The sequence below is a fragment of the Nonomuraea sp. NPDC049750 genome (assembly GCF_040659625.1).
In the GTDB taxonomy this organism is placed as follows: Bacteria; Actinomycetota; Actinomycetes; order Streptosporangiales; family Streptosporangiaceae; genus Nonomuraea.
This window is the reverse complement of record NZ_JBFANB010000004.1, coordinates 304,778-320,113: the sequence shown is the minus strand read 5'-3', so window position 1 is coordinate 320,113 and position 15,336 is coordinate 304,778. Positions and strand designations below refer to the sequence as shown.

The window sequence follows — 15,336 nt, the reverse complement described above, 5'->3', positions numbered from 1 at the left end:
GGCTCACAGCCCCGACGAAGGTGGGCCGGTGGGCCGGGTCGGTCGCGTCGAGCGCGCGACGAAGGAGACCTCGGTCCTGGTCGAGGTGGGTCTCGACGGCACGGGCCGGGTCGACGTCTCGACCGGGGTCGGCTTCTTCGACCACATGCTGGCGCAGCTCGGCAAGCACGGGCTGTTCGACCTGACCGTCAAGACCGAGGGCGACCTGCACATCGACTCGCACCACACGATCGAGGACACGGCGCTCGCGCTGGGCGCCGCGTTCCGCGAGGCCCTGGGCGACAAGTCGGGCATCAGGCGGTTCGGTAATGCGTCGTGCCCGCTGGACGAGTCGCTCGCCGAGGTGACCGTCGACCTGTCGGGCCGGCCCTACCTGGTGCACACCGAGCCCGAGGGCATGGCGCCGATGATCGGGCCCGACTACGACACGACGATGACGCGCCACGTCCTGGAGTCGTTCGTCGCCCAGGCGGCGATCTGCCTGCACGTACGCGTGCCCTATGGCCGCAACGCGCATCACATCGTCGAGGCCCAGTTCAAGGCGCTGGCCAGGGCGCTGCGCGAGGCGTCGGAGTTCGACCCGCGCGCCACGGGCGTGCCGAGCACCAAGGGCGTGCTGTGACCGACAACACGATCGCCATCGTCATGGTGTTCATCGGGCTGTTCCTCATCGGCGGCGTGTTCTCGCTGTTCAGGCAGGGGCTCAAGCTCGGTGCCGCCGCCTGCGCGGTCGGCGCCGCGCTGGCGATCACCGCGGGGGTGATGTGGTGGTGAAGAACATCGTCGTGCTCGACTACGGGTCGGGCAACCTGCGTTCGGCCGAGCGGGCCCTGGCCCGGGTGGGCGCCAACGTGACCGTCACCTCCGACTTCACCGCCGCGCTCGAGTGCGACGGCCTGGTCGTGCCGGGCGTCGGCGCGTTCGAGGCGTGCATGACCGGTCTCAAGAGTGTGTACGGCGAGCGGATCATCGGCCGGCGCCTGGCCGGTGGCCGCCCGGTGCTCGGCATCTGCGTCGGCATGCAGATCCTGTTCGCCAGGGGCGTGGAGCACGGGGTCGAGACCGAGGGCTGCGGCGAGTGGCCGGGCACGGTCGAGCGGCTCGACGCGCCGGTCCTGCCGCACATGGGCTGGAACACCGTCAAGGCGCCCGCGGGCAGCGTGCTGTTCGACGGGATCGACGAGGCGACGCGCTTCTACTTCGTGCATTCCTATGGCGTGCGCGAGTGGGAGCTGCACCCCGGTGACGGCTTCGCCGAGCCGCTGGTCACCTGGGCGGAGCACGGTGTGCCGTTCGTGGCGGCCGTGGAGAACGGCCCGCTGATGGCCACCCAGTTCCATCCGGAGAAGTCCGGCGACGCCGGGGCAGCGCTGCTGTCCAACTGGCTCGGCACCCTTGAGTAAGGAGCGGGCGCGCCGCCGGGCCGAGCGTGAGGCGGAGCGGGCGCGCGCGATCCGGCTCAACGAGGCACGGCAGGCGCGAGCCGCGCGCCGCCGCGCCTTACTCGGCCGGCTGGTCCCGCGCCCGGTCCGGATCGCCCGCCAGAGCGGTCTGCTCGCCCGCCGCCGCCGAGGCCAGAACGCCGTGGTGGGGCTGCTGTTCGTGCTGGTCCAGGTGGTGGCGTGGCTGGTGTGGGGCGCGCCGCTCCTGAGCCTGGCCGTGTTCGTGTTTTCCCTGCTGCTGGCACCTGTTGTCATGACTCTCGCTTTCGACCGGAGGACCTGATGTCGCTCGTATTGCTCCCTGCCGTGGACGTCGCGGACGGTCAGGCCGTACGCCTCGTCCAGGGCGAGGCCGGGACAGAGACCGGCTACGGCGAGCCGCTCGCCGCGGCGCTGGCCTGGCAGGAGGCGGGCGCGGAGTGGATCCACCTGGTCGACCTCGACGCCGCCTTCGGCCGGGGTTCCAACCGGGAGCTGCTCACCGACCTGATCGGCCGGCTCGACGTGAACGTGGAGCTGTCGGGCGGCATCCGTGACGACGCCTCGCTGGCCGCGGCCCTGGCCACTGGCTGCCGCCGGGTCAACATCGGCACGGCCGCGCTGGAGAACCCCGAATGGTGCCGCCGGGTGATCGCCGAGCACGGTGACAAGATCGCCGTCGGGCTGGACGTACGCGGCACGACGCTGGCCGCCCGCGGCTGGACCGAGGAGGCCGGCGACCTGTGGGAGGTGCTCGAACGCCTGGAGGCCGACGGCTGCCCCCGCTACGTGGTCACCGACGTCACCAAGGACGGCACCCTGCGCGGACCCAACCTGGACCTGCTTCGCGCGGTCTGCGAGCGCACCGACAAGCCGGTGGTGGCCAGCGGCGGCGTCTCCTCTCTTGACGACCTGGTCGCGCTGGCTTCGCTGGTGCCCGACGGCGTGGAGGGTGCCATCGTGGGCAAGGCCCTTTACGCTCAAGCTTTCACGCTGGAGAGCGCGCTGATCGCGGTACGCGCTTAGTTCCTCGGGAGGGGGCGTGATGGGCAGCATGAGTATGGAAAGCACCGGACCAAGGGTGTTCTCCGGAGGCATCTGGGAAGAGAGATACGGCTACGCGAGGGCGGTGGTCGTCGGTGACCGGGTGATCGTGTCCGGGTGCACCGCCACCGTCGACGGCGAGGTACGTCACCACGGTGACGCCTACCTGCAGAGCAGGACGGCCATGGACATCGCCCTCGAAGCGGTCGCGATGGGCGGCCTGAGCAGGGAGGACGTCGTCATGGTCCGCTACTACGTGGTCGAGCACGGCCACTTCGACCAGGTCGGGCGGGCGATCGGCGAGGTGTTCGGGCGGGTGCGCCCCGCCTGCACCGGCGTCCGCGTCGCCGGGCTGGTCGATCCCAACATGCTGGTCGAGATCGAGATAGAGGCGCTTCGGGCATGACGGTAGCCGTACGGGTGATCCCGTGCCTGGACGTGGACGCGGGGCGCGTGGTCAAGGGCGTCAACTTCGCCAACCTGCGCGACGCGGGCGACCCGGTCGAACTGGCCAGGCGCTACGACGCCGAGGGGGCCGACGAGCTGACCTTCCTCGACATCACCGCCTCGTCGGGCGAGCGCGACACCATGCTCGACGTGGTGCGCAGGACCGCCGAGCAGGTGTTCATCCCGCTGACCGTGGGCGGTGGCATCCGCTCGGTCGACGACGTCAACACGCTGCTGCGCGCGGGAGCCGACAAGGTGTCGTTCAACACCGCCGCCATCGCCCGGCCCGAGCTGCTCACCGAGGCGTCGCGGCGCTTCGGCGCGCAGTGCGTGGTGCTGTCGGTCGACGCGCGGCGGGCGCCGGGCACCGAGAGCGGCTTCGAGGTGACCACGCACGGCGGGCGCCGCGGCACCGGCATCGACGCGGTCGAGTGGGCCGCGCGCGGTGAGGAGCTCGGCGTCGGCGAGATCCTGCTCAACTCGATGGACGGCGACGGCACGCTCGACGGTTACGACCTCGAGCTGCTGCACGCGGTCAGGGCCGCGGTCCGGGTGCCGGTGATCGCCAGCGGCGGCGCCGGGCGGCTGGAGGACTTCCCTCCGGCGGTCGCGGCCGGCGCCGACGCGGTGCTGGCGGCGAGCGTGTTCCACTTCGGGACGTTGAAGATCTCCGAGGTCAAGGACACGCTGCGGATGGCCGGCCACCCGGTCCGCTAGACCGGCGGACGGCCGGTCAGCTGGTCTGCCAGACCAGCGGACGGTTGGCCATCCGGTCTGCCAGACCAGCGGACGGTCGGCCACCCGGTCCGGCTAGAACACCCGCATGTGGTGGAACAGCTCATAGGAGGCGTCCTTGGCCGCGAACGCGGCGGCCTCGGACCGCTTCACGGCCAGGTACGCGCTACGCCGTAGCGGGCCGAGCGCCTCCATGAGCACCTCGTCGGCCTCCAGGGCGTCGAGCGCCTCCTCCAGTGAGGCGGGCAGACGCGGATAGCGGCCGGGCCGCGTGTCGGGGTCGACGTCGACCGCCTCGCCGGGGTCCAGCTTGCGGCGGATCCCGTCGAGCCCGGCGTGGATGACCGCGCCGAGCGACAGGTACGGGTTGGCCGAGGAGTCGGACGGCTTGAGCTCCAGGTTCGGCTCGCCGCTCTCGCCGAGCGGCGAGCAGACCCGGATCGCGGCCTCCCGGTTGTCGGGGCCGTAGACGGCGTAGGCGCTGGCCCACGTGCGCGGCGCCAGCCGCCGGAAGCCGTTGACGCTGCCGCAGGTCAGCGCGGTCAGGGCGGGCAGGTGGGCGATCAGGCCGCCGATGAAGGCCGCCCGCAGCTCGCCGTCCTCGGCGAAGACGTTCTGGGTGTCGTTCCACAGGGACAGGTGCAGGTGGGCCCCGTTGCCCGCCTGGTCGGCCAGCGGCTTGGGGGCCAGTGACGCCCACATCGACATGCGCATCGCGACCCCGCGCACGGTCTCGCGGTAGAGGACGTGGTTGTCGGCGGCCCGTAGCGCGGGCGCGTGGCGTACGGACAGCTCCTGCTGGCCCGGCCCGAGCTCGGGGTGGTAGTGCTCGACGTGCAGGCCCTGCGTCTCCAGGGCGCGGATCAGCTTGATCGTGTAGTCGTGGGCGGTGTCGAAGCCGGTGGCGGCGTAGCACAGCGTGTCGTCGAGCGGCACCAGCCGGTCGAAGCCGCCCGCAGGGTCGGGCAGGCGCCGGCCGAGCGTGAACTCCGGCTCGAAGGCGGCCAGCAGGGTGTAGCCCTCGTCCGCCAGCGCGCCGACCGCGTCCTTGAGGAAGGTGCGTGCGCAGGCCGCCCAGGGTGAGCCGTCCGGCTCGCGGAGATCTGAGAGCATCGCCGCGGCGCCGGGAGCGTGGGGGAGCGGGACGAAGGTAGAGGGATCGGGGACGATGCGCACCTCGCCCACCGGACCCAGGTGCTCGACCTCCTGCAACTGGTCGAGCATGTTCATCGCCATCATCGCCACCGTGTGCCCGATCCCGGTGTTGAGCCGCTCGGCGAGTCGCGACCGGGATGCCGCCTTCCCACGGATGACGCCTCCGTGGTCGGCGTACAGGAAGCGGACCAGCTCGATCCCCTCGATCTCGGCGCGTTCGAGGACGCGCCGGGCGTGGGGATCAGGCTGATTGAGTTTGGTGACGCTCGGACGATCTCTCATTCTGCCTGCGTAACACGATCTGGCATCGTGGGGAAGCGTCTAGCGCAGACAGAACCACACGTCAGGTCAGCACATTGGTAAAGAAGACAGCCAACTGGTTGGCGCCATGAACGATCCCGTCGAACACGCCGTTAACCGCGGATGCGGCCTGGGCCGGCCGGGTGAACAGGTAGAAAATCACGAACGCCACTAGAACGTACGTGACCACCTTCTTGACCTGCATGGGGGCCTCCTGCAGTCCATTCCCAGCCGTATATACCCGGATCTGGGCGATCCTTGGCATCTTCTGTGAAGACGTTCCTTGATCCTAACCGGGGGGCTTGTTTCTCACGCCATGGTAAGGCCAAGAGGTATCGCCGAGGCCCCTATGGAGCCCCGGAAGTTGGTGTGCCATCACATGCCCAGCTTGGCGTTCTTGAGCCGGGCGACGGCGTCGGCATCGCCCGCCAGTTCGACCCTGGCGTGCTCCTGACGCCCGAAGCAGAACAGCAGCAGCTCGCCCGCCCGGCCCGTCACCTCCACCTTCGGGCCCTGCTGCGCGCCGCCCAGCGTCACGCCGCCGCCCAGGCGGTGCAGCACCACGCCCACGGGTGATCGGCGCAGCATTATCCGTCCGCCGCCGGCCACCCGCTTCCACATGATCTGCTCCAGATCGGCGGGCAGCTCGCGCGGCTCCCACTCCGGCTGCGCGCGGCGCACGTCCTCGTGGTGGACGAAGAACTCCAGGGTGTTGACGGCGTCGTCGAGGAAGGGGAGCACGCCGTACACGCCGCCCGGCTTGCGGACCAGGTCGACCAGCTCGGGGTAGGAGTGCTTGGCCTTCAGCCCCTCCTGCACCGAGGCCGTGTAGCCGGCCAGCGGCTTGAGGGCGATGCCGCCCATGGCGTCGGGCCGGCGCTCGCGCAGGACCAGGTGGGCTGCCAGGTCAGCGGTGTTCCAGCCTGTGCAGAGCGTCGGCGCGTCCGGGCCGAGCTGGTCGAGCAGGTCGCACAGCGCGGCGCGTTCGCTACGAGCGTGAGTCACGCGGCCAACCCTACCCGCGGGAATAACGTGTTGATCGCCAGTGATAGTGACATATGTAGAAATGGGCGGGGAAAGGAAAATTTGCGAGTGGCGACCAAGGTCACCTCGGCTGTCATGCGTCAAGGGCTGCGCGTCCTTGGGGTGGCCGTCCGTACGGAGAAGGCGGTGTTCGCCGCGGCCGTCCTGGCCAGCGCGCTCTACGGTGGCATGACCGTGGCGTCCGCGTGGGCTCTCGGCTGGGCCACCCAGAACGTCGTGCTCCCCGCCTTCGATCACGGCGACACCGCCGCGGGGGCGCTCTGGATCGGCGTGCTGCTCATCATGGGCGCGGCGCTGCTCAAATCCATCGGTGTGGCGGGCCGTCGCATCCTGGCCGGGCTGATGCAGTACCGCATGCAGGCCCGCTCGCGGCGCGCGGTCACCAGGCAGTACCTGCGGCTGCCCCTGTCGTGGCACCACCAGCACCCGACCGGGCAGCTGCTGTCCAACGCCAGCGCCGACGCCGAGGCGGCCTGGGCGCCGCTCGCGCCGCTGCCCATGGCGGTCGGCGTGATCGTCATGCTGTTCACCGCGGCGATCGGGATGCTGCTCACCGATCCCATGCTCGCCCTGGTGGGCTTCCTGATCTTCCCGGCCATCGCCGTGCTGAACCTGATCTACCAGCGCCGCCTGAGCCCGCTCGCCACCCGCGCGCAGCAGCTGCGCGCGGAGGTCAGCGAGATCGCGCACGAGAGCTTCGACGGCGCGCTGGTCGTCAAGACGCTCGGCAGGGAGGCGATGGAGACCGAGCGCTTCCAGCGGCGCGCGCACGAGCTGCGTGACGCGAACATCGCCGTCGGGCGGGTGCGCGGCCTGTTCGACCCCCTGCTGGAGGCCCTGCCCACGCTCGGCGTGCTCGCGGTGCTCGGCGTCGGCGCGCTGCGGCTGTCCACCAGCTCGATCGACTCCGGCGAGCTGGTGCAGGTCGCCTACCTGTTCACGCTGCTGTCCTTCCCCATCCGGGCGCTCGGCTGGGTGCTGGCCGAACTGCCGCGCAGCGTCGTCGGCTGGCAGCGGGTGCAGGCCGTACTGGAGGCCGAGGGTTCCATGGAGTACGGCGAGGTCGCGCTCAGCGAGGCCCGGCCCGCCAAGCTGGAGGTCTCGGACGTCTCCTACGCCTACGGCGCCGACGAGGTGCTGCACGACGTCACCTTCGACGTACCGGCCGGCGGCACCGTCGCGCTGGTGGGGCCGACCGGGTCCGGCAAGTCGACGCTGGTGCAGTTGCTCGTAAGGCTGGTCGACCCGGCTTCCGGACAGGTGCTGCTCGACGGCGTCGACGTGCGCCGGCTCGCCTACGGCGGGCTGGCCGAGTCCGTCGCGCTGGTGCCGCAGCAGACGTTCCTGTTCGACGACACCGTGCGCGGCAACATCGCGCTCGGGCTGGACACCGACGACGCGGACGTGTGGGCGGCGCTGCGCGTGGCCCAGGCCGACGGGTTCGTCGCCAAGCTCGCCTCGGGACTCGACACCCGCGTCGGCGAACGCGGCACGTCACTGTCCGGCGGCCAGCGTCAGCGCCTCGCGCTGGCTCGCGCGGTCGTCCGCCGCCCGCGCCTGCTCATTCTCGACGACGCCACCTCCAGCGTCGATCCGCAGGTCGAGGCCAAGATCCTATACGGCCTGCGCGACGCGGCGTCGAGCGTCGTGGTCGTCGCCTACCGGATGGCCACGATCGCGCTGGCCGACGAGATCGTCTACCTGGACCGGGGGCGGGTCGTCGACCGGGGCGGCCACGAGGAACTGCTGGAGCGCTGCGAGGGCTACCGGAACCTGGTGACCGCCTACGAGCGGGAGGAGGCCGAGAGGGCCGCCATAGAGATTGATCCGATCGAGGCAGCATCGAGCGAGGAAGAAGAGGTCAGCGCATGAGCGTCGGGCAGGGGATCCCCGGCAACGCCGGGCGGGAAGTCAGCGCATGAGCGTGGAGACAGGCATCCGCGGCAACGCCGAGCGGTCGGCGATGGCCACGATCCGCCAGGGGTTCTCGCTCACGCCGGAGTTCCGCAACGGCCTGGCCGGGACGCTGGCGCTGGCCGTCATCGCCACTGGTGGCAAGATCATCGTGCCGATCGCGGTGCAGCAGACCATCGACACCGGCCTCAAGGGCGGCACCCCCGACCTGCCGTACATCTGGCGGGCCGTCGCCCTGTGCGCCGCCGCCGTGATCCTGACCGCCCTCGCCGGATATGTCATGAACGTTCGCCTCTACAAGGCGACCGAGTCCTCACTGGCCACCCTGCGGGTCCGCGGCTTCCGCCACGTGCACGACCTGTCCGTCCTCACCCAGAACACCGAGCGCCGCGGCGCCCTCGTCTCCCGCGTCACCAACGACATCGACCAGATCAGCACGTTCATGCAATGGGGCGGGCTGATGATCATCGTGGCGTTCGGCCAGGTGCTCGTGGCCAGCGTGCTGATGTTCATCTATTCCTGGCAGCTCACCCTGCTGGTCTGGGCCTGCTTCATCCCGCTGGTGATCGCGCTGCCGCGCTTCCAGCGCTGGCTGTCCGGCGCCTACACCACCGTCCGCGAGCGGACCGGCGACATGCTCGCCGCCGTCAGCGAGTCCGTCGTCGGCGCCGCCACCATCAGGGCGTACGCCTCCGAGCGGCGCACCTCCGACCGCATCGACACCGCCGTCGATGCCAACAGGTCCGCCCAGATCAAGGCGCAGACGATCGTCGGGTTCGTCTTCCCGCTGACCGAGATCGTGGCCGCCGTGGCCATCTCCGGGATCGTCCTGCTCGGGGTCCGGCTCGGGCTGTCGGGCGAGATCACGGCCGGGCGGCTGGTGGCGTTCCTGTTCCTCGTGACGTTGTTCGTCTCGCCCCTGCAGACCGCCACCGAGGTGCTGAACGAGGCCCAGAACGCGGTCGCCGGCTGGCGGCGCATCCTCGGCGTCCTCGACACCCCGCCCGACGTGGCCGACCCCGGCGGCTCCGGCGTGGACCTGCCGCGCGGCCCGATCTCCGTCGCCTTCGAGGACGTGCACTTCAGCTACCCCGGCGGCGTCCCCGTACTGCGCGAGGTCACGCTGTCCATCCCGCCGCGCTCGCGCATCGCGATCGTAGGCGAGACCGGCTCCGGTAAGACCACGTTCGCCAAACTGCTCACCCGCCTCATGGACCCGGTCGCGGGCCGCGTCACCGTCGACGGCCACGACCTGCGCGACGTGCGCTTCTCCTCGCTGCGTGAGCGCATCGTGATGGTGCCGCAGGACGGCTTCCTGTTCGACGGCACCCTGGAGCAGAACGTCCGATACGGCCGGCCCGCCGCCACGCGCGAGGAGATCCTGCTGGCCATGACCGAGCTCGGCCTGGCCGACTGGCTGGAGGGCCTGCCCGCCGGCCTCGACACCCCGGTGGGCCAGCGCGGCGAGTCGCTCTCGGCGGGCGAACGCCAGCTCGTCGCGCTCGCCCGCGCCTACCTGGCCGACCCCGACCTGCTGCTGCTCGACGAGGCCACCTCGGCGGTCGACCCGGCGACGGAGGTACGACTCGCGCGGGCGCTCGAAGGCGTCACCAGAGGGCGGACGGCGATCTCGATCGCGCACCGGCTGTCGACGGCCGAGAACGCGAACGAGGTGCTCGTCTTCGACGCGGGGCGGCTGGTGCAGCGGGGGCCGCACGCCGAGCTGGTGACGGAGCCGGGCGTGTACGCCGACCTGCACGCCTCCTGGGTGTCGGCCGCCCACTCGTAGTGTGTTGCTCTTTTGGTGCGCTTCTTTTGGTGCGATCGGGCTCATTGCTGGGCGGTCGGGCTCATTGCGGGGCTCATTCCTGGGCGGCGGCGAAGCGTACGCTGGTGCCGCCCGGGCCGGAGACGACCGTGACCTGGTCGCACAGCAGCCTGGTCAGCCACAACCCGCGCCCGCGCGGCTCGTCCCCCGGCGGAGTGTGAGAGGCGCCGGTCCAACCGGGCGGCAGGCCCGGCCCCTCATCGGTCACCTCGCACCAGAGCCGGTCGTCGTGCCACCACAGCCGTAGCCGTCCGCTGCCGCCGCCGTGCAGCACGGCGTTCGTGGTGATCTCGTTGACGGCCAGCACGAAATCCTCCAGCCGCTTGCCCGCCAGACCCTCCCCGGCCGCGCGCTCGGTGACCAATCTGCGCAGGGCAGTGATCCGCCCCTGCGCGAACCCCGTACAGAGGACCTGTCTACCCATCGACGGCCCGGCGGACGGCGATGACCTCGTCGGCCCTGATCAGCCGCAGCACGCGCGCGACCGTCCCACGGCACACCACCACCGTGCGATGGTGGTGGGCGGCGGCGCGTGCCAGCGCTGTCAGCGCGAGCAACTGGGCCGAGCCGGCGTCGATGAAGTCGAGCCCCGTCGCGTCGATGACCACCTCGGCCGCCACCGCCTCCAGCTGGGTCAGCACCGAGGCGAACGCCAGCCGGTTGGTGATGTCGATGTCACCCGACAGCAGCAGTCCCGGCTGCGGGCGCATGTTGACGAACCGCAGCAGCGCCTGCCCCGGCGCGATCGGGTGGATGGCCGCCGCCCGGTTGACGGCCGCGGCCGAGTAGAGCCCGCGATCGTACTGGCACACGGCCGCCAGCCACCGCTCGCCGAACAGCGCGTTGACCGCCGCCTCGAACCCCTCTCGCCCCTCTGGGTCCCGCACCCCCCAAGCCGCGTCGACCAGCGCGTAGACGCCGCGATGCCCCTGCTCCCTGGCCTGCTCGCCGGCCGCGACCAGCACGCCCAGCAGCCACGTGGCCCCGTCCGCGCCCGCGCACGCCGTGATCTCGACCCGCCCCGCGGCCTCCGCCACGGCCAGCCCCGGCACAAGCGGCGCCAGCCACTCCCGCGTCCGCTCCGGCGTGTCGGTGTGGGTGATGATCACCACTTTGGCCCGGCGGCGCAGCCCGTTCGCCGTGAACGCCCTGGTCGCGGCCATCCGCTCACGATCGCCCTGGAACGGCAGGCAGACATGATCGCCCAGGTCGGGATCGAGGACGGAACCCGCGACGTCCACCACGATCGTCCCTCCCCCTGCCGTGCGTCTGCCGGGCGTCGCACAGAAAATACTCCGCCGCGCATCATTACGTAATGCGTTCTTCGCAAAACGCTCGGTAACGCGGCGCGTCCCGGTGTACCTTTTCCGCGGGGGCCGCTAGTGGCGGAGTCATGAGGAGCATGGGCGTGGATGTGCTGGAGATGACGCGGCGCCGACATGGCGAGCTCGTGGTTGTCAGCCTCGCGGGCGAGGTCGACGCGGACAACGTGTCAAAGGTCCGCAAATGTTTCGACGAGGCGGTCGCGACACACGGGCCGCGCCTGGTCGTCGACCTGAGCAACCTGACCTTCATCGACACATCGGGGTTGGGGGTGCTGGTTCGCCAGCTTGCCGCTTTGCGGGATCGCGACGGCACCATGGCGCTGGTCGCCACGGACGGCCAAGTCCTGAGGCGCCTGCGCCGGACCAACATCGCACCGCTGTTCCCGATCTACGAGACGCTGTCGCAGGCACTCGACTAGATCCTCGGGGGCGGTGCCCGTTCACCGGGTATCCGTTCTTCCGCTCTCCTGGAGGGGTGTCCTTCGTGGGGGTTTCCGTCACGGCGGGTGGGCTTCTTCGTCGGATCTCCTGGAGGGGCGTCGGTGGCCTCTGTCACGACGGACGGTCTTCTTCTGCTGTCCCAGGGGCGGGACGTCCATCCTTAGGGGCCTCTGCCAGGACGGGCAGCTTCTTTCACTCCCTCGGAGGGGGTGTTCCTCCAAAGGGACGCCAGCCACGACGGACCGTCACAGGGATCAAGACGGTCCTGTGACCAGTGACCGGCCGCCTCCCCACGCCGGCGACGGCAGGCCGGAACTGCGGCTGTGCCACCGTCGATTCGGGGAGCGGCCGCTCCGGCTGGTTGAATGACGACATGTCCCTTGACCCCAAGATCGCCGCGCGGCTCAAGCGCAACGGCGACGGGCTGGTGCCCGCGATCGTCCAGCAGTACGACTCAGGCGAAGTGCTGATGCTCGCCTGGATGGACGATGAGGCGCTGCATCGCACCCTCACCACGGGCCGGGCCACCTACTGGTCGCGCAGCCGGGGGGCGTACTGGGTGAAGGGGGATACATCGGGGCACGTGCAGCACGTCAAGGGGGTGTCGCTCGACTGCGACGGTGACACGGTGCTGCTCAAGGTGAACCAGGTGGGGGCGGCCTGCCACACGGGCGACCACACCTGCTTCGACGCCGACACGCTTGAGGTGACGATCACACCATGACGGCCACCGGACCTGACCCGGACACCGGATCCGGGTCGGCCACCGGACCTGAGCCGAGCGCTGGAGCCGGGTCGGTCGCTCGGCCCGAGTCAGGTGCCCGGCCCGAGCCAGACGCCGCGCCCCGATCAGGCGGCCCGGAGTCCGGGTCTCGGTCGGGTGCCATGTCCCGGTCGGATGGCCGGGAGTCCGTGTCCCAGCCGGAGGCCATGCCAGAGTTGGGCGGTCGGGAGTCCGGGGCTCGGGCGGGCGACCTGTCCGGCACAGGTGGCCGGGAGAGCGCGTCTCAGCCGGAGGCCATGTCCAAGTCGCGGTCGGGTGCCGGGTCCGAGTCGGGTGGCCGGGAGCCCGAGACCCAGGCGGAGGTCGTGGCCGGGACAGGCGGGGCGGCGGACGTGTCTCAGACGGGTGACGTGTCCGAAGCCGGGGAGCAGGGCGGAGCGGGGGAGCAGGGCGGGTCTCCGGCTGAGGTCGCGGCTCGGCGGGGGCGGCGGGAGTTGACCGCTTGGCTGGTGGTGACGGCGCTCGGCTGCGTGCTGGTGCTGGTCGCCGCGGGTCGGGCGTGGGTGACGAACGTGCGCGGCGCCGGCACAGGGGCTTTGGCCGTGCCGAGCGGCGGTGACCTCAGTCCGGTTCTGACGCCCCTGGCCCTGGCCGGGCTGGCCGGGGTGGTGGCCGTGCTGGCCACCAAGGGAGCCGGTCGCCGGGTGATCGGAGTGCTACTGGCCCTGTGCGGCGTGGGCGCCGGGCTCGGCGCGTGGCAGGCGGCCGGCGGGAGCGGCGTGCTGAGCTGGCTGCGCGAGCGGAACGTCATGCGCGCGACAGGCGCGATCCAGTGGGACGTGGTGCCGCTCTGGCCCGTGGTGTGCGGCCTCGGGGCGGTGCTGATGGTCGCGGGTGGCGTCGTGGCCGTCGTACGAGGTGGCGCTTGGGCCGGTATGTCCGCCAAGTACACCCGCGAGCGTCCCGAGACCACCGGCGACCGCTCCATGTGGGACGCCCTGGACCGCGGCGACGACCCGACCTAGCCGCGCGCGACCCCTCCCAGTCGCGGGCTCATCACAAAAAGTCCACGGTCTGAACCGTTGCCGGACCGGCGCGCGTTTCGTCAATAAGCTGCCTCTGCAACGGGCCAAGAGGGGATGAGGTGCCAGTGGCATGAGCTACGGGGATCAGGGCAACAGCGGGGGTTACGGCGCACAGCCGCCCGGCGGAGGCTACGGACAGCCTCCGGGCCAGAGCCAGCCTCCGGCCTACGGGCAGTCTCCGGGCTACGGCCAATCCCCGGGCTACGGTCAGTCTCCGGGTTACGGTCAGCAGCCCCCGAGCGGCTATTACGGCCAGCAGCCGTCCGGCGACTACGGCTACGGCCAGCAGCCGTCCGGCGAATATGCGTACGGTCAGCAGTCGCCGGGCGCCTACGGGCAACCTGGCTACGGCGCGTACGGGGCCCCGCAGAGGAACACCAGCGGCCTGGCCGTCGCCTCGCTCGTCCTGGGCATCGTCGGGCTGCTGTTCTGCGGCCTGACCAGCATCCCCGGTGCCATCGTCGGTCACATCGCCCTCAACCGCATCAAGCGCACCGGCGAAGAGGGCCAGGGCATGGCCATGGGCGGCCTGATCACCTCGTACATCACGATCGTGCTCTGGGCGATTCTCTGGCTCGTGTTCGGCGGTATTTGGCTGACCTTCGTGGGGCTCGCGACCGCCACCACGACTGGAAACTACTGACCCGCAGGGCATCCAGTCGGTTACAAATTGTCCGCAACGTGGACGTTATTCCACGTCGATAGTGGTTTGTCGCTAGGCTGCCGCGCGCAACGCGCCACAGATTGAGGAGTCATCAGCATGAGCTACGGAAACCAGGGCGACGGCGGTTACGGCGCCCAGCCGCCCGGCGGCGGCTACGGTCAGCAGCCGCCCAGCGGAGGTGGCGGTTACGGTCAGCAGCCGCCCAGCGGAGGTGGCGGTTACGGTCAGCAGCCGCCCAGCGGAGGTGGCGGTTACGGTCAGCAGCCGCCCAGTGGCGGTGGCTATGGTCAGCAGCCGCCCAGCGGCGGCGGTGGCTACGGTCAGCAGCCCCCGAGTGGTGGTGGCGGTTACGGTCAGCAGCCGCCCAGCGGGGGTGGCTATGGTCAGCAGCCCCCGAGCGGTGGCGGCTACGGTGCCCAGCCTCCCGGCTACGGCCCGCCCCCCGGTGGCGGTTACGGTCAGCCCGGCGGTTACGGCGCGCCGCAGAGCCCGCCGGACAACCACCTGGTCGCGGCCATCCTCACGACGCTGTTCTGCTGCCTTCCCTTCGGGATCGTGTCGATTGTCAAGTCGTCGCAGGTGAACTCGAAGTGGCAGGCCGGTGACTACCAGGGCGCGATGCAGTCCTCGGAAGAAGCCAAGACGTGGTGGAAGCGCGCGCTGATCTTCGGCGCGATCATCAACATCCTCATCGTCATCGGCTACATCCTGCTCTTCGTGATCGTCGCCGCGAACGCCCCGTCCGGTTACTGATGGACATCGCGAACTTCGAGCGGCGCGGCACCGACCGGCTCCGGTCCGTGCTCGCGCCGCTCGGCGTCGCCGCCGCGGCGGGGGCGGTGTTCGCGGTCGTCGGCACGATCGACCCCAACCAGCCGGGCCACTATCCGACCTGCCCGTTCCTGTGGGCCACCGGCCTCTACTGTCCGGGCTGCGGTACGTTGCGCACCATCCACGCGCTGGCCCACCTCGACCCGGTGACCGCGCTCGGCCTCAACCCGCTCGCCATGGCGATGATCCCGTTTCTGCTGTTCTGGTGGGGGCGCTGGCTGGTCCGCGCCTGGCAGGGCAAGCCCCGGCGGACGACACTCGCGCATCCAGCTTGGCTTTGGGCGTTTCTCGGCATAGTGCTGGTGTACTGGGTGGTCCGAAACCTGCCATTCGGGGCGTTTCTCGCGCCGTAGTCGGGGGCCTGTGGTGAGGTGACCA

At 70.7% G+C, this 15,336-nt stretch carries 20 protein-coding genes; 15 read left to right on the top strand and 5 right to left on the bottom strand.

The annotated features are described in order from the left end of the window. The first annotated feature begins 28 nt into the window (after window positions 1-28). The 7 genes from hisB to hisF are packed head-to-tail and all read left to right on the top strand — an operon-like array spanning window position 29 to window position 3,629. Window positions 29-622 carry an imidazoleglycerol-phosphate dehydratase HisB gene (gene hisB, locus AB0J16_RS13355; RefSeq protein ID WP_358538150.1) on the top strand — a complete coding sequence of 198 codons (594 nt, stop codon included), beginning with the start codon at window positions 29-31 and terminating at the stop codon, window positions 620-622. Next, a complete protein-coding gene (locus AB0J16_RS13350) occupies window positions 619-774 on the top strand; it encodes a hypothetical protein (RefSeq protein WP_357945477.1) in 156 nt (51 codons plus the stop codon). The genes hisB and AB0J16_RS13350 overlap by 4 nt, the downstream gene beginning before the upstream one ends. Further along, window positions 768-1,403 (top strand): imidazole glycerol phosphate synthase subunit HisH, encoded by a 636-nt coding sequence (hisH, locus tag AB0J16_RS13345; protein WP_357945479.1) that lies wholly within the window; start codon window positions 768-770, stop codon window positions 1,401-1,403. The genes AB0J16_RS13350 and hisH overlap by 7 nt, the downstream gene beginning before the upstream one ends. Beyond that, entirely contained in the window at window positions 1,396-1,725 is a 330-nt protein-coding gene (locus AB0J16_RS13340) for a hypothetical protein (protein ID WP_358538148.1), read from the top strand. The genes hisH and AB0J16_RS13340 overlap by 8 nt, the downstream gene beginning before the upstream one ends. Beyond that, window positions 1,725-2,447 (top strand): bifunctional 1-(5-phosphoribosyl)-5-((5-phosphoribosylamino)methylideneamino)imidazole-4-carboxamide isomerase/phosphoribosylanthranilate isomerase PriA, encoded by a 723-nt coding sequence (gene priA / locus AB0J16_RS13335; RefSeq protein ID WP_358538145.1) that lies wholly within the window; start codon window positions 1,725-1,727, stop codon window positions 2,445-2,447. Before AB0J16_RS13340 ends, priA begins: the two co-directional genes overlap by 1 nt. Window positions 2,448-2,475: 28 nt before the next feature. After that, window positions 2,476-2,871, top strand: coding sequence for a Rid family hydrolase (locus AB0J16_RS13330; RefSeq protein WP_358438859.1), 396 nt, complete (start codon window positions 2,476-2,478; stop codon window positions 2,869-2,871). Next, entirely contained in the window at window positions 2,868-3,629 is a 762-nt protein-coding gene (gene hisF, locus AB0J16_RS13325) for an imidazole glycerol phosphate synthase subunit HisF (RefSeq protein ID WP_357945485.1), read from the top strand. The genes AB0J16_RS13330 and hisF overlap by 4 nt, the downstream gene beginning before the upstream one ends. Window positions 3,630-3,722: 93 nt before the next feature. Here the strand turns inward: hisF and AB0J16_RS13320 are convergent, their stop codons facing one another. From AB0J16_RS13320 to AB0J16_RS13310, 3 genes are all read right to left on the bottom strand, one after another. Further along, window positions 3,723-5,084 carry a glutamine synthetase family protein gene (locus tag AB0J16_RS13320; protein ID WP_358538143.1) on the bottom strand — a complete coding sequence of 454 codons (1,362 nt, stop codon included), beginning with the start codon at window positions 5,082-5,084 and terminating at the stop codon, window positions 3,723-3,725. Between the two features lie 61 nt (window positions 5,085-5,145). Next, window positions 5,146-5,307 carry a hypothetical protein gene (locus AB0J16_RS13315; RefSeq protein WP_214637633.1) on the bottom strand — a complete coding sequence of 54 codons (162 nt, stop codon included), beginning with the start codon at window positions 5,305-5,307 and terminating at the stop codon, window positions 5,146-5,148. Between the two features lie 170 nt (window positions 5,308-5,477). Then, entirely contained in the window at window positions 5,478-6,107 is a 630-nt protein-coding gene (locus tag AB0J16_RS13310) for a TIGR03085 family metal-binding protein (protein WP_358538140.1), read from the bottom strand. A gap of 114 nt (window positions 6,108-6,221) precedes the next feature. Here AB0J16_RS13310 and AB0J16_RS13305 point away from each other — a divergent pair, with 114 nt between their 5' ends. Together AB0J16_RS13305 and AB0J16_RS13300 are read left to right on the top strand one after the other, a co-directional pair. Further along, window positions 6,222-8,018, top strand: coding sequence for an ABC transporter ATP-binding protein (locus tag AB0J16_RS13305; RefSeq protein ID WP_358538842.1), 1,797 nt, complete (start codon window positions 6,222-6,224; stop codon window positions 8,016-8,018). A 46-nt stretch (window positions 8,019-8,064) separates the two neighbouring features. Then, the gene (locus tag AB0J16_RS13300) at window positions 8,065-9,849 is read left to right on the top strand and encodes an ABC transporter ATP-binding protein (protein ID WP_358538138.1); all 1,785 of its coding nucleotides are present in this window, start codon (window positions 8,065-8,067) and stop codon (window positions 9,847-9,849) included. A 73-nt stretch (window positions 9,850-9,922) separates the two neighbouring features. Here AB0J16_RS13300 and AB0J16_RS13295 read toward each other — a convergent pair whose 3' ends face one another. Together AB0J16_RS13295 and AB0J16_RS13290 are read right to left on the bottom strand one after the other, a co-directional pair. Continuing rightward, complete coding sequence (locus AB0J16_RS13295) at window positions 9,923-10,312, bottom strand: ATP-binding protein (RefSeq protein WP_358538136.1); 390 nt, start codon at window positions 10,310-10,312, stop codon at window positions 9,923-9,925. Continuing rightward, window positions 10,305-11,132 (bottom strand): MEDS domain-containing protein, encoded by an 828-nt coding sequence (locus AB0J16_RS13290; RefSeq protein WP_358538134.1) that lies wholly within the window; start codon window positions 11,130-11,132, stop codon window positions 10,305-10,307. Before AB0J16_RS13290 ends, AB0J16_RS13295 begins: the two co-directional genes overlap by 8 nt. A 164-nt stretch (window positions 11,133-11,296) precedes the next feature. Here AB0J16_RS13290 and AB0J16_RS13285 point away from each other — a divergent pair, with 164 nt between their 5' ends. The 6 genes from AB0J16_RS13285 (at window position 11,297) to AB0J16_RS13260 (ending at window position 15,311) form a co-directional block, all read left to right on the top strand. After that, on the top strand, window positions 11,297-11,632 hold the full coding sequence (locus AB0J16_RS13285; protein WP_358538132.1) for an STAS domain-containing protein: 336 nt from the start codon (window positions 11,297-11,299) through the stop codon (window positions 11,630-11,632). 395 nt (window positions 11,633-12,027) lie between these two features. After that, window positions 12,028-12,378 carry a phosphoribosyl-AMP cyclohydrolase gene (gene hisI / locus AB0J16_RS13280; RefSeq protein WP_358538129.1) on the top strand — a complete coding sequence of 117 codons (351 nt, stop codon included), beginning with the start codon at window positions 12,028-12,030 and terminating at the stop codon, window positions 12,376-12,378. A gap of 161 nt (window positions 12,379-12,539) precedes the next feature. Further along, entirely contained in the window at window positions 12,540-13,403 is an 864-nt protein-coding gene (locus tag AB0J16_RS13275) for a Trp biosynthesis-associated membrane protein (RefSeq protein WP_358538127.1), read from the top strand. A 130-nt stretch (window positions 13,404-13,533) separates the two neighbouring features. Continuing rightward, window positions 13,534-14,106: a DUF4190 domain-containing protein gene (locus AB0J16_RS13270; protein ID WP_358538125.1), complete on the top strand. Its 573-nt coding sequence runs from the start codon at window positions 13,534-13,536 to the stop codon at window positions 14,104-14,106. A 117-nt stretch (window positions 14,107-14,223) separates the two neighbouring features. Next, window positions 14,224-14,880 (top strand): CD225/dispanin family protein, encoded by a 657-nt coding sequence (locus tag AB0J16_RS13265; RefSeq protein ID WP_358538123.1) that lies wholly within the window; start codon window positions 14,224-14,226, stop codon window positions 14,878-14,880. After that, complete coding sequence (locus AB0J16_RS13260; protein WP_357945515.1) at window positions 14,880-15,311, top strand: DUF2752 domain-containing protein; 432 nt, start codon at window positions 14,880-14,882, stop codon at window positions 15,309-15,311. The genes AB0J16_RS13265 and AB0J16_RS13260 overlap by 1 nt, the downstream gene beginning before the upstream one ends. Window positions 15,312-15,336 lie beyond the last annotated feature (25 nt).